This is a genomic window from Nostoc sp. CMAA1605 (assembly GCF_021596505.1).
GTDB lineage: Bacteria > Cyanobacteriota > Cyanobacteriia > Cyanobacteriales > Nostocaceae > Trichormus.
This window is the reverse complement of record NZ_PJIZ01000058.1, coordinates 1-13,066: the sequence shown is the minus strand read 5'-3', so window position 1 is coordinate 13,066 and position 13,066 is coordinate 1. Positions and strand designations below refer to the sequence as shown.

The following is a 13,066-nucleotide window of genomic DNA, read 5'->3' as shown; positions in this document are numbered from 1 at the left end:
GTAAAGACACTCGTCTATCGGGAATCCACAGCGTATTGAATCAACTGGCTGAGGCGATGACGTAAGGTTTCTAGTCCTAAACGCTGACTAGCAGAAATAAACACAGCTAAAGGAAACTCTTCTTGGGCTAAAGCTAGAGTTGTGCTGTCTACTTGATCAATTTTGTTAAAAGCCACCAATGCAAGGCCGGGCGTGACTGGCATTTGGGCGAGAATTTCCCGCACTGCGCGGATGTGACTCAACCAAGCCGGATGGGATAAGTCTACTAAGTGTAGTAAAGCATCAGCTTCTGTGACTTCCTCTAAGGTGGCGCGGAAGGCATCCATGAGGGATGCGGGTAACTCGTGGATAAACCCTACTGTATCTGTAATCAGAATTTCTTGGGTTTCACCATTTTCAGCCCCAGGAATCGCTAAACGGCGTGTTGTGGGGTCGAGAGTCGCAAATAACTGGTCGGCGGTGTATACTTCGGCGTTGGTGAGAGCATTTAATAAGGTTGATTTGCCTGCGTTGGTATAACCAACTAACGCCACTGAGGGAACTTCTTGATGTTGGCGGCGTTGGCGTAAGCGGGAACGATGTGCCTGTAATTGGTTGACTTCTTGTTGTAGTCGGGAAATGCGTCTTTGAATGGCGCGGCGTTCGGTTTCTAATTTAGTTTCACCAGGGCCGCGAGTCCCAATACCACCCCCTAATCGAGACATTGCTTGACCTCTACCAGTGAGTCTAGGCAGCATATATTCTAACTGTGCCAGTTCCACTTGTAATTTACCGGCGCGGGATTGAGCGCGTTGAGCAAAGATATCTAAGATAACTTCAGTGCGGTCAACGACTCTAATCCCAATTTGCGCTTCTAAGTTACGGACTTGGGCGGGTGAGAGGTCGCGGTCAAAGACGACAAGAGTACATCCCAAGGTTTGGGCTGTGAGGGCGACTTCTTGGACTTTACCTTCACCGATGACGGTTTGGGGATGGATGCGCGATCGCTTTTGTTGTACTGTCTGTAATACATCACCACCAGCCGTATCTACTAGGCGCGCCAATTCCGCCACGGTGTCGTGAAATTGTTGGAGTGACATTTCATCAGTCATCACACCCACAATTAACACGCGATCGTGGTCGGCATCAACTTCCTGGGCGACAAATTCCCGGCTGAATTCTGCTTCTAGCCCTTCCACCAAATCGAGGAAATCTTGCTGTGCCAGTTCCTCTAAATTTAAAGGTGATGAAATGCTCCAACTAGCAGATTTACCATTGCTCGACCCCAACAAGGCGACACTAGGAGTTAACACACGGGCATCTTGCGGGACTAAGTGCGCTAAATAGGCTTCTTTAACGTAGCCTGTAGCCCCACCACCACGCCGTGTAAACCCTGTCCCAGTAATATTAATTACTGCCAACGCATCTAGACGTTGCATAGCCATTGCGGTCAGTGCCGCTTCATTAGGCGGTTCTGGCTTAAGATGAGTAGCGATGCAACGGATACCACTGAGACGCTCCGCACCATAACGGGGTAATTCCATCGGAGGAATTTGGGTTTGACGCGGAGTGCCTACGCCAACACGAATCACTTGTCCGCGACGGTTGACGTAGGCACATACAGGTAGGTTAATTTCCGTGCTAATAGCCGCCAAACGCTGGGAGAATTCAGGCGTAGTGATGCGATCGCCTGGGATGCGTTGGTGGTACAGTCGCTGTAGTTGTTTCAGCTGACTGGATTTTAAACCCTGAAGATTTCCGAAAATAGTTTCTATAGGCGTTTCTGACCAGTAAACTGGCCCCCCGAATCCTTCTATTGTCTATTTTACAACAGTGCTAAAACACCAAACTCAATCTTTTAGGGGTTGTGAGAGCAATTCAAAATTCAAAATTCAAAATTTTAAAAAAGTAGTGAGCAATAAGTAATGGGTAGTCAATAGTCATTACTCATTACTTATTACTCATTACTTATTACTCATTACTTATTACTCATTACTCATTACTCATCCCCCGTTGATGCGTAAGTCCTGATTAATTCAGTGGTTCAACTATAGTACGTAAGCCATTACTACTAAGAACTTTTTGCATTTCATCGGCATTATTGCGATCGCTAAACACACCTACTTGCATGACTCTACGACTTTGCCAAATGGTGGGAAAAGCACCAGGAGCAAGGGTTTTTACTAATTCTTGCTCGGTTTCGCTGGATGTCTCTACTACCACACGGTAACGCACACCTGCGGCTGTAGATGAAGAATTACTGGCAAAACTGGTTGTATAAGTCTGTGGTGCGGAGATTTTTCGCATATTCTGGGTATTACCCAGGGGAATATCACCATTAGGCACGAGTAACGGCTGATTATTTCCCGCAGTATTCACTGTAGGGGCTTGTATGTTTGCTGTTGGCTGGGATGGTGAGAGGTTCGCAGGCCATGATGGTGTTTCTGTTTGGGGTGCAGCAAATTCAATAGTATTGTGATCAATCTGCACATAATTGAACTGTGCAGCTTGGGTTGGTACGGGTGGTAAAGAAGTGGTTTTTTTGCTGGCTACTGGTGTTTTCCGTGTGCTGTTGCTGGTGGGTGTGCGCTGGGGAACTGATGCAGGGAGTTGATTGTATTTAGGTAAAGTCAGGGGTGTATTTGCTGGGGTTAAGGTAGTTAACTGACTTTGACTGGGATTTGGTGCTGCTGGCTCGTCAGTCGCGCCGGGAGCCGCAAAGACAATTTCATTATTAGTAGTTATTTGCTGGTTATCCGTCGGGGTAACATCTGGGGGATTAAAAGTTACTTGCCCAGCGACGCGTTGAGTATTGATGGTGTTACCGACTGCCACAACCAGCTGTTTAGCAGCACTGGCGTTAATGTCATAGCGTTGGTTATCACGGAATTCATTTTGGCCTGCTTCCGTGGCGTTACCTAAATCGGGTAGGGCTTGGGCGATCGCTACTAACCCATCTTCTTTACTATTTGTGATGACATTCTGGCGTAAAATGGGACGAGCCTTACCTTGGACAATAATCCCGGCTCGATTATCTTGCAGTCGATTACCTATTAATATCGGTGCAGCATTTTGCGTCACATTGATACCGAAACCAGTCTGCACAAAGATATTTTCCCGAATTTGGGCTTGGGAAGTACCACTAATTGTGATTCCGTTAGCTCCATTGCGGTCAAAGTAATTCTTGGTAATTGTCGGCGTACCTTTACCAGCTACAGCTACACCATCTTGAGTGCTACCTGTAAATGTATTGGCCGTAATTACTGGATTACTAGATTCAATCCATAAGCCGTAACCACGGGGATTTGTGTTAGTTACAGTTACCCCCGTTAACACAGCTTGGTTAGCCCCAACGATAGCAACGTTCTGTCCGCCAAAACTACGACTGAGAAATTGTCCACCACCTTGAATAATGATTCCCTGTCCTTGGTTGCTGGGATCTCCTTGAATAGTGACACCAGCCTTGAGCATTAAAGGAAACACTTCTCCTGTTGCCTCACTGTAGGTACCAGGAGCTAATTTAATCACTGTATTAGCCGTGGCAACTTGCAAAGCCTGGGTAATTGTTCGCCAGGGAGCATTTTCACGGCCATTGCCTGTTTTGTCATCTCCGACACTAGGGTTGACAAAGAGGATATTAACCTGAGAGATTGTTCTTTCACCCAGGGGCATTTGATTTGATACAGGTGGTACTTGAGCAACAACGCGACAAAAGCTGCTGCTAAGTAACGTTATGCCCACTACCCCCAAGGTGCATATTAAGGAGAAACTAAAAATTGGATACTTTGCTGACACCATCTTAGATGGTTGAGATAGCAAAGCATTTAATCTAAGATATCTAGGCGACAAAATGAGGGAAATCACCTTCACACCACTCCTTAGAACTAATAATAAGTTTTCACACTTGCAAATATTTCAGTATGTCGATTATGTTATCCGCTATATTGACCAATTGACTATTTTGATTACAAAGTAATTAGTGAGGGACTGGGGATTGGGGACTGGGGATTGGGGATTGGGGACTGGGGAGACAAAGAGGACAAGGGAGACAAGGGAGACAAGAAAGGTGGATTTTACTCCAATGCTCTATGCCCTATTCCCCATGCGCTATGCCCAATGCCCCATGCCCTATTCCCAATGCCCCATTCCCTATTCCCAAATTATCGAGGTAGATTGCAACTATGAAAGAGGCTGGCTATTACGATGAAAGCACTACTAATGGGGTTGTTGTAATGGTCACAGCCCAAGGTCAACAAAAGCATATACAGCAGGTTGTCTACCGCATTTTAGATGCTAATTTAGATCGTGCGCGTGAAGGTTTGCGAATTATTGAAGAGTGGTGTCGGTTTGGTTTGAATAATAGCTCCATGACAGAGGAGTGTAAGCACCTACGCCAAGAAGTCGCTAGTTGGCATACTGCGGAGTTGAGGACGGCGCGAGACACAGCAGGAGATATCGGTACAGAATTAAGTCACCCCCAAGAAGAACAACGTTCGGGGATCAAGTCTTTGTTACAGGCGAATTTTTGCCGTGTCCAAGAAGCTTTGCGGGTAGTAGAAGAATACGGTAAGCTTTATCACCCCAGTATGGGTAAAGCTTTTAAGCAAATGCGTTATCAGGTTTACACCCTAGAAACTAATTTGATGGGTTACGAACGTCATCAATTATTGTGGCGATCGCGTTTATATCTGGTAACATCTCCTTCTGATAATTTACTAGAAACTGTAGAAGCTGCCCTTAAAGGTGGATTGACTTTAGTACAGTATCGTGATAAAGAAGCCGATGATACAGTGCGTTTAGAACAGGCCATCAAGCTGCGGGAATTGTGTCATAGCTACGGCGCACTATTTATGATGAATGACAGAGTAGATTTAGCTTTAGCTGTTGATGCCGATGGGGTACATTTGGGACAACAGGATATGTCCATTGCCATTGCCCGCCAATTACTCGGCCCACAACGTTTAATTGGTCGTTCTACCACCAATCCCCAAGAAATGCAAAAAGCCATTGCAGAAGGAGCAGATTATATAGGAGTCGGGCCAGTTTATGAAACTCCTACCAAACAGGGTAAACCTGCGGCTGGTTTAGAATACGTCCGTTACGCTGCAAACAATAGCACTATTCCTTGGTTTGCCATTGGTGGCATAGATCCCAATAATATTAATGATGTAATTGATAGTGGTGCAGAGAGGGTAGCAGTAGTGCGATCGCTCATACAAGCTGAACAACCTACTTTAGTAACTCAATATTTACTCTCTCAACTCAATCGAGTGAAAGTGAGATAGTCAATAGTCAATAGTCAATAGTCAATAGTCAATAGTCATTAGTCATTAGTCATTAGTCATTAGTCATTAGGGAACAGGGAACAGGGAACGGCTTTTCTCATCTCCTACCTTGTCTACCTTGTTTACCTTGTCTACCTTGTCTACCTTGTCTACCTTGTCTACCTTGTCTACCTTGTCCCCAGTCCCCAATCCCCAATCCCCAATCCCCTCTCTGTGAATTGTTTATGTCTGCTCAAGTTACTTTACAAGTAAACGGGGAAACTCATAGTTGTGTTTCCCAAACTCTTTTACCTGATTTACTCCAACAATTGGGTTTTAATCCTCGCTTGGTGGCGGTGGAGTATAACGGCGAAATTTTACACCGTCAGTTCTGGGAACAAACTACGGTACAATCAGGCGATCGCTTAGAAGTGGTGACAATTGTAGGTGGCGGATAGGTGAAAATAGGGCATAGGGCATAGGGCATAGGAAATAGGGATTCAATCTACCTTGTCTACCTTGTCTACCTTGTCTCCCAGTCCCCAGTCCCCAATCCCCAGTCCCCCCCTATCCCCCAAGATATAAGGAACGATGCAAAGTCCTACGTTTGGCTAGTTCTTTACCTTGATGACCAAGTTTCTCTCGTAACTGTTGGTCTTGACATAGTTGTTTAAAAGCTTGAAACACTTCGTAGCCGGATTTAGGATTGACTAGTAAGCCGTTTTCCTCATGATGCACTATGTCAATTAATGCCGAATTACGAGAGGCTATTACAGGTTTACCAAAATAACTGGCTTCTAAAGAAACTACCCCAAAACCTTCTAAGTAGCTAGTTGCTGTCTTAGATGATGTCATCATGGCGAAGATGTCACAGGCTGCATAGTAGCTTGCTAGTTTTTCTGGAGGTACATAACCTGTAAAGTGTACTCGCTTGTCTACTCGCAATCTTTGCGCTAAAGCTTTTAGTTCGGACTCACAATCACCTTGACCACAGATTATATAGTGAACATCCACACCAATGGTTAACAGTAGTGGTAGGTTTTCAATGACACGTTCAAAGCTTTTTTGTTTGACTAAGCGTCCTACTGAGAGTATGACTACTGCTGTGGTAGGAATATGGTAGTTTTGACGGATTTGAGACCTTAATTCATCTAAATTTTGGGAGTTATTACCTAAGCCAAACTTTTCTGGTCTGACTACTGGGTGAATCACATGGGTGGGTGTTTGTAAGCGAAAGGTGTTTCTGAGGTACTTTTGTGTAGCGGAACTATTACAGACGATTCCGGCGGCGCGTTTGAGGGTGAGTTTAAATAGCGATCGCCATAAGGGATTGCGAGCAGCATACACTAAATCTCTACCGTGCAAGTAAATGAAAAAGCGTACAGGTAAAACATAACTCAGCAGCAACAAAGCCGGAAATTCGTATCCATGTCCCCATTCAATGTAGCTGTAGTGGTAACGAAAATAGAGTTTGATTGCTAGTACAAATGAACAGATTAAATTAAACCCAGGTTGTAAAAAATTACCCAGAAAACTACCTAACCAGTATCTCAGATTAGGCCAGCGATACACCGGAAACTGTTGCGCTTGGTCAAATACTTGATCACCCGCACAACTAGCAGTCAAAACAATTACTTCCTCTGGATCTTGCAAACAGCGATTGTAGAGATATTCTCCAATCACCGCTTCCTTCGGCAAAAACAGGCGCGAGATGACTAAAATATCCGGCGATGCAGTTTTATCTCTAATCTTTGTTGCTAGTTGCGAGACTTGTTCCATGTTGATTTTGATTGATTGACAGCAAATCCGTTGTAATTATTCATCCTCATCACTGTATCTATGCGTATTAATACAGTGTGCCTTGAGTAAACTCACTATCAGAAATAGCCGAGAAGTTGCTTACATCCACCATTATTTCTTTGTATTTTTTAATTTCTTCCACTACCTCCATTCAGTAATTTTATGAACATCTATTTTTCTTGATGATTGTACTGATGAATCCACTGACCCTAGTATCTAAATTTTCTCCTCTTTTTTTCTTTTAGCCAACAACTCAAACCGAAACGCTAGGTATTTACACAATTTTTTTAAAAAAATTTACATTACTTTACAGAAACATCTGTGATGAAGACATAAGTATACGGAGAGCAGCGAACAGGGTTAAAATTCCTCTGTCATCTAGATGAGTGCTGAAACTCCGTGCTTCATCTACCTGCTATCTGCTGTAGTTTGCACCTGATTGTCAGTAGAAAGGTGTAAATATTTGGTAGTTGAGGTCAGGCAGTTGAAAAGAGGGTTTTAGCCTGGTTGACTGTTATTAACATAGTTGTGTTTTTCCCACCGACTTACTGACTGAGTGGAGAAGATAATGATACTTTGTCTTGAAAATCGAGTGCATCCAGGTGGTTATAACTATATTTTAGAAGATAAAATATGAGAATTTTATAGCTACTTAAGTAAAGTGTTTATTAAGCAAAAACTCTAATTTTTCTGTTTGTGTGATTGACTGTTTACGATAAACGAAAATTATTTTTATATTTCCCCTCAAATCTTCTAATGACTAATGTAGGGGCGGGTTTAACCAAAATATCTGTTTGAAAAAGTGAATATTTCACAGAACCCGCCCCTACAGACTAATGACTAATGACTAATGACTAATGACTATTGACTCTCTAGTAATCATTAATTAATTACAAAGTTCCAGCAAAGGGAATAAATTCCGAGGTACGGTTATCCACTACAGAAATCCCTCTACGGTTTGCTGCTGCCCTAAGATAAGACGCGGTAGATTGGATATGTAGCTGTACTACCAATCAACTACTTGCTGCTAACTACGGGTTGGTATCAAATCCCTAAATAAATACTCCCAGTAGAGAAAAATAATTAAACAACAGCCGTTTTTCAAGCAAATTGTGATTATGTCCAAAAAACTACAACAAGCTATCAAACCACTCTTAAAAACCGTCTTTACCCTGGGTTTGGTGTTGGTTTTAGCCTTAAGTCAAGCTGATGGTGCATTAGCTGCCCGTAGCGGTGGCAGAATTGGTGGTGGCTCGTTTAGAATGCCTTCTAGTCGGACTTATACTCCTCGCACCTATGCACCTCCTGGTGGTGGAGGTTACTACGCACCGTATCCTGGTGGCGGTTTTGGCTTTCCTTTCTTGATTCCGTTTTGGGGTATTGGCGGAGGATTTGGTGGTTTATTCACTATTTTAATCTTCTTGGCGATCGCGAATTTCTTGGTTCAAACCTTCCGTCGTGTTTCCAATGGTGGAGGCGAAGATATTGGTTATGACAGCAACCCTTCTGTGAGTGTGAACCGCTTACAAGTTGGGCTACTAGCACAAGCACGAGACTTACAACCAGAACTTAACCGCATTGCGGAAGTTGCTGATACTAACTCCCCAGAGGGACGCGCAGAAATTCTGCAAGAAACAACCCTCGCATTACTGCGCCATCCTGAATATTGCGTATATGCTGCTACTGGTACACAACAAGCCAGATTAAATGCTGCGGAAAGTCAATTTAACCGTCTAGCATTAGCAGAACGCAGCAAATTTAGCTCAGAAACTCTCTCAAATGTTAACAACCAATTGAGAGCAGCTTTAGCTCAAGAAGCTTTACCTTCATCTAGTGAACTCGATAACCCCACCCGTTTAATTAGTGAAGGCCCTGGTGAATATATTATTGTCACCTTATTAACAGCCACACTAGGCAAATTTGAAATTCCAGCAGTTAATAATGCTGATGATTTGCGCCAAGCTTTACGACAAATTGGTAGCATTCCAGCAGATCAACTTTTAGCATTGGAAGTATTATGGACTCCCCAAGCAGAAGGCGATACCCTTTCATCAGATGATTTATTTGCAGAGTATCCCGATTTAAAATTGGTTTAAGCCATAAGTAGAACAGGGTAAATAATTAAAGGTTTGTAGTAAGAACTTTAGTTCTCAAAAAAAAGGACTAAAGTCCTTACTACAAGCCTTTTTATTTGTGGTGATGATTGCTAATCACAGACTACTGAAAATGCAACTTAATTTAAGTATAATTACAGTTTTTGATACTTTCGGAATTTGCTGAGGATTTATCTGACTCTCAAACAGAACATTTATATCAATCTATTTGTTTGTCAATAAAGATAAATACTGCTTTTAAATCCTTATGATTTTTCTATTAAATACATTGTCTACTCAAACTATACCAGTTATTGTAAGCAATATACTAAAGCTTCAGGAATAATCACTATGCACCAACTAAAATTAGCTTTAATTATCAGTTACGTATTGATGAGTTGTTACTTTTTCGCCAACTGGCTGCGCTTTGCTTTGCGTCACCCGCATTCTTCCCCTGAAGATAAATTCCTATCTTTTTTGATGTTTTTGATTACCACAATTTTTTGGCCTTTAATTGTTCCTATTTCTTTGATAGAAGTAGTCAAGACAAGAAAAATAGAGGCTACTACGATAATACCTGTAGTTTTGGCAATGATTGCCTTAAGTATTTCTTACGTAATATCTGGAATGTCGGCGTAAGGATCACAATCACCTACTATTCATAACTCGATAACTGAAATTCAAATTTTGTAGTATCTTGTCAAATTAACTGGAGTAGAAATAGCACCTAACATTAAATTGAAATACAACATTCTTTATATCAGTTGGATTCTGGTTATCTTCTTGAATACGGCGTTAGGTTGTCAGTCAAATGGAGTGAGCAAATCTTCTCCATTATTCGCCCCCATCGTCCATTCACCTATTATGCAAGCAAATACACTGCCTTTAAAGATTTTTGCTGATAAATCCTTTTATAAAGAACATCCCAATACTGAAATCACCCTTACAGGAATTTTGCGAACCTCTACAGTCAGGCTTGGCCCAAATACAAGAGATATGCCTTTGAGATTAGAAACAAGTCAAGAAAATTTGAGTGTTTATATCACTCGAAGAGAAGAGGAATTATTGTTACCTTTTGTTAATCAAGAAATTAAGTTAATTGGCAAGCGTATCGACCAAAGTCAATCAGGGCATGGCTTTGAGATTTGGATTGCTTGGATTATTCCAAATGCGAATGAAATAGATGTCACGAAAAACTAACTAATATTGACTTTTGTAGCCTAATTACTAAAGAAATCTAAGGAAAATGAGAGAACAGCCAAACTCAAATATATAAACAGTTGTAAGGGAGTGAACGGGCATTACTATAGGTTATGTTTCTACCCGATGTAACTGACAATGGAATAAAGATTGCTGAGGTTACATCAGTTTATCAAACTTGACAATTAGGGCGAAAATCTATGAAGCAACCATATCTATCTCCCGACGATTTGCCCACACATAAAACTACTCTGATTAGTGAAATATTACTCAGTCAATTAGAAGAGGTAACGAAGACAAAATTCTATTTAGCTTGTAGGCATAAAGTACGTATTTTGCTCTCAAGCTGTCACTGGTATTTTAAAGTTAATAGTGGCATTCTGATGTTAATTATGGTGTGTCACGATATTGAAAGTTATCAGAATGTGATGATGAATGTGCCTTACTTGGCTAGCAGATTAAAGTTATTTGCCAATCATGCCAAGATCAGTATTAGTTCTCCAGTCAATCAAGGTATGCCTTGGGTAGTTGGTATTAATCAAATCTTACCGGAGGATGATTCAGCTAGCACTTAGGATTGGGGATTGGGGATTGGGGATTGGGGATTGGGGATTGGGGATTGGGGATTGGGGATTGGGGATTGGGGATTGGGGAGACAAGGTAGAAGAAATGACTAATGACTAATGACTATTGACTATTGACTATTTACCCTTCTTCCCCAAGGCTTGATGATGGAAATAGCAATAATTGCTGATAAGCAAATTAGCTGAATACCACCGCCAATAATTACGCCGTGAATATCAAACATAAATAAGGGATTATTTAAAGCTTTGGCTCGTTCTATATCTGCGATCGCAGTCATGGAATTTGTCCAGGGGCCTAACCAAAATGTCCCGAAGATAATTAACGTCGTGGTTGCAATCCATTTGGTGATTACCCAGTAAAACTTAAAAAATCCCCAGACAGTTAACCAGCAAAGTAATGTCCCTGTCAGTACGGATGCGATCGCCAGTGGAATTACAACAAAATCATCTAGGAACTTGACCATTGCGTTAATTGCATACAGTTCATCTCCATTGGTAGTCTGAAGGTTAGCCAATGCCATTAACATCATTGCTAACGCTACACCAAACCAAGCTGCGATCGTGACTACATGAAGAGAAATGAGGGAATCTTTGGGTAATCCCGTCAATTTTTTCTTGGCTGGCTTGTTGATAGACGTTGTTGATGTGGTTTGAGTCATACAGTAATCTCATAAGATGTTGACGTTTGCTTGTGAATCCTCTCTAGATTCCCAAGCTACATCAGTTAAGATAAAAAATTCAGGCTGATTAGTATAGATGATTCTTGCATAAAGTTTGAGCTTCAAACATATCTATCCTTAAGTCAAGATTTTGATGCGTTGATAGATAAATTTACTTTTTGGAGCCTGCGTGAATATGAAAAGCAAATACTATGTTCAGTTTTCCAGTTTATTGACAGTAGGATGGATGTTATCTAGTTTGGGTAGTGTTTCTGCTGCTGTCCAAACGTCAACAGTGGGACAATTGAGGAGTAATACCACAGTTGAGAGAAATTACAATCAAATAGCATTGAATGTACCGAATCCATTACTAGTTTTCCAGGGTTCGCAATCAGAAACTATTAATGGCGTGAGCCTTCAAAGATATAGATTAGGAGTATCTAACTGGGATGAAATCAGCCCAGAAATATTTCAAAAAGCTCCAAATTTACCGCCTTGTGGAAAAAATAATAATTCTTCTAGGACTTGGGTAGATATTTTTGATACTCAAACAAATCAGCCTATCTATGGTTTTTGTGGGTTTTCATCTCCCAAAGACCTAAATAGCCTTTGGTTCGCCGTGGAAACAGGAAAAACACCTCCCAAGTCTGTCTATATTGTTTTAAAAGATAGAAGACTCAATAAAACTTACCGGTCTAATTCTGTTTAGTAGCGCAGAAAATTTCAGAAATCCAAGAAGATTGTATTGCTTTTAACCCGAATAATATTACTGTCAAACAAGTTAATGGTAGCTGGAAAATAGTTGAGGGTGGCAATCACTGGATGTTCGACTTTGGTAGTAAACAAGATGAAGCAGTTAAAGCTTTCCGCACTATCAGGCAGTATAAAATGAACAAATCCTGCTTTGTTGGCAGACCACAGCCTTCATTTCAGTATCTATTGACAAATAATTCTGCTCCATCTGGTGCTATTGCTGGTGAAGATTGTGTTGCTTTCAATCCAGGAACTGCAACTGTTAGTCAAATTAATAATCGCTGGAAAATTGTCGATGGTAATCATTTGATGTTTGATTTCAATAATAATCAAGCAGAAGCCGAACAGTCTCTAGCAGTGATCAAAAAATATAACTTTAATCGTTCCTGTTTTGTCGGCAGACCAAACCCCAGTTTTAGCTATTTGCGACGCTAGTTAGTAGCTATGTTAATTAAATGAGGTGCGTTAGGGAGAACTTAACGCACCATTGTTAAAATTACAAAATGCTTTTAGTCTTGGGAATTATTTGAGGAAACAAATAGGCGATCGCAGCGTAACCAGAGGCAGTAATTAAACTGACTAATAATGTAGCTAAAATCAGGGTAGACATAGAAGGCGAATGATCCTCTAGTCTTGAGTAAAGTATCTTGATATTTCTAAGCTAACAGGTGTATGTGACGCAGATACATCCAGATTATGACAATTGTTTGTATCTATGCCAAAGGTAAGCAAAA

Annotated in this window: 13 protein-coding genes; 9 read left to right on the top strand and 4 right to left on the bottom strand. The window is 41.4% G+C overall.

The annotated features are described in order from the left end of the window. Positions 1 to 14: 14 nt before the first annotated feature. Both hflX and CV014_RS18725 read right to left on the bottom strand, forming a co-directional pair. Positions 15 to 1,754, bottom strand: a complete 1,740-nt coding sequence (hflX, locus tag CV014_RS18730) for a GTPase HflX (protein WP_236143437.1) — start codon at positions 1,752 to 1,754, stop codon at positions 15 to 17. A gap of 256 nt (positions 1,755 to 2,010) precedes the next feature. Then, on the bottom strand, positions 2,011 to 3,720 hold the full coding sequence (locus CV014_RS18725; RefSeq protein ID WP_329608398.1) for a DUF1565 domain-containing protein: 1,710 nt from the start codon (positions 3,718 to 3,720) through the stop codon (positions 2,011 to 2,013). A gap of 253 nt (positions 3,721 to 3,973) precedes the next feature. On the opposite strand from CV014_RS18725, the gene CV014_RS18720 reads away from it, so the two are divergent. The 3 genes from CV014_RS18720 to thiS all read left to right on the top strand — a co-directional run bounded on the left by CV014_RS18720 (position 3,974) and on the right by thiS (position 5,701). Beyond that, complete coding sequence (locus tag CV014_RS18720; protein ID WP_236143402.1) at positions 3,974 to 4,186, top strand: hypothetical protein; 213 nt, start codon at positions 3,974 to 3,976, stop codon at positions 4,184 to 4,186. Next, on the top strand, positions 4,161 to 5,264 hold the full coding sequence (locus tag CV014_RS18715; protein WP_236143401.1) for a thiamine phosphate synthase: 1,104 nt from the start codon (positions 4,161 to 4,163) through the stop codon (positions 5,262 to 5,264). The genes CV014_RS18720 and CV014_RS18715 overlap by 26 nt, the downstream gene beginning before the upstream one ends. Positions 5,265 to 5,488: 224 nt before the next feature. After that, complete coding sequence (thiS, locus tag CV014_RS18710) at positions 5,489 to 5,701, top strand: sulfur carrier protein ThiS (protein ID WP_103135990.1); 213 nt, start codon at positions 5,489 to 5,491, stop codon at positions 5,699 to 5,701. A gap of 109 nt (positions 5,702 to 5,810) precedes the next feature. On the opposite strand, the gene CV014_RS18705 is transcribed toward thiS, so the two are convergent. Then, positions 5,811 to 7,022 (bottom strand): glycosyltransferase family 4 protein, encoded by a 1,212-nt coding sequence (locus CV014_RS18705; RefSeq protein WP_236143400.1) that lies wholly within the window; start codon positions 7,020 to 7,022, stop codon positions 5,811 to 5,813. A gap of 1,139 nt (positions 7,023 to 8,161) precedes the next feature. Here CV014_RS18705 and CV014_RS18700 point away from each other — a divergent pair. The 4 genes from CV014_RS18700 to CV014_RS18685 all read left to right on the top strand — a co-directional run bounded on the left by CV014_RS18700 (position 8,162) and on the right by CV014_RS18685 (position 10,911). Further along, positions 8,162 to 9,139, top strand: a complete 978-nt coding sequence (locus CV014_RS18700; protein ID WP_236143399.1) for a DUF1517 domain-containing protein — start codon at positions 8,162 to 8,164, stop codon at positions 9,137 to 9,139. Between the two features lie 348 nt (positions 9,140 to 9,487). After that, positions 9,488 to 9,775 carry a hypothetical protein gene (locus CV014_RS18695; protein ID WP_236143398.1) on the top strand — a complete coding sequence of 96 codons (288 nt, stop codon included), beginning with the start codon at positions 9,488 to 9,490 and terminating at the stop codon, positions 9,773 to 9,775. Positions 9,776 to 9,952: 177 nt separating this feature from the next. Further along, on the top strand, positions 9,953 to 10,336 hold the full coding sequence (locus CV014_RS18690) for a hypothetical protein (protein WP_236143397.1): 384 nt from the start codon (positions 9,953 to 9,955) through the stop codon (positions 10,334 to 10,336). A gap of 200 nt (positions 10,337 to 10,536) precedes the next feature. After that, positions 10,537 to 10,911 (top strand): hypothetical protein, encoded by a 375-nt coding sequence (locus tag CV014_RS18685; protein ID WP_236143396.1) that lies wholly within the window; start codon positions 10,537 to 10,539, stop codon positions 10,909 to 10,911. A gap of 119 nt (positions 10,912 to 11,030) precedes the next feature. Here CV014_RS18685 and CV014_RS18680 read toward each other — a convergent pair whose 3' ends face one another. Then, entirely contained in the window at positions 11,031 to 11,579 is a 549-nt protein-coding gene (locus CV014_RS18680) for a hypothetical protein (RefSeq protein WP_236143395.1), read from the bottom strand. A 196-nt stretch (positions 11,580 to 11,775) separates the two neighbouring features. Here CV014_RS18680 and CV014_RS18675 point away from each other — a divergent pair, with 196 nt between their 5' ends. Together CV014_RS18675 and CV014_RS18670 are read left to right on the top strand one after the other, a co-directional pair. Next, entirely contained in the window at positions 11,776 to 12,288 is a 513-nt protein-coding gene (locus CV014_RS18675; RefSeq protein WP_236143394.1) for a hypothetical protein, read from the top strand. Positions 12,289 to 12,401: 113 nt separating this feature from the next. Then, positions 12,402 to 12,767, top strand: coding sequence for a hypothetical protein (locus tag CV014_RS18670; RefSeq protein ID WP_236143393.1), 366 nt, complete (start codon positions 12,402 to 12,404; stop codon positions 12,765 to 12,767). The last annotated feature ends 299 nt before the right edge of the window (positions 12,768 to 13,066 follow it).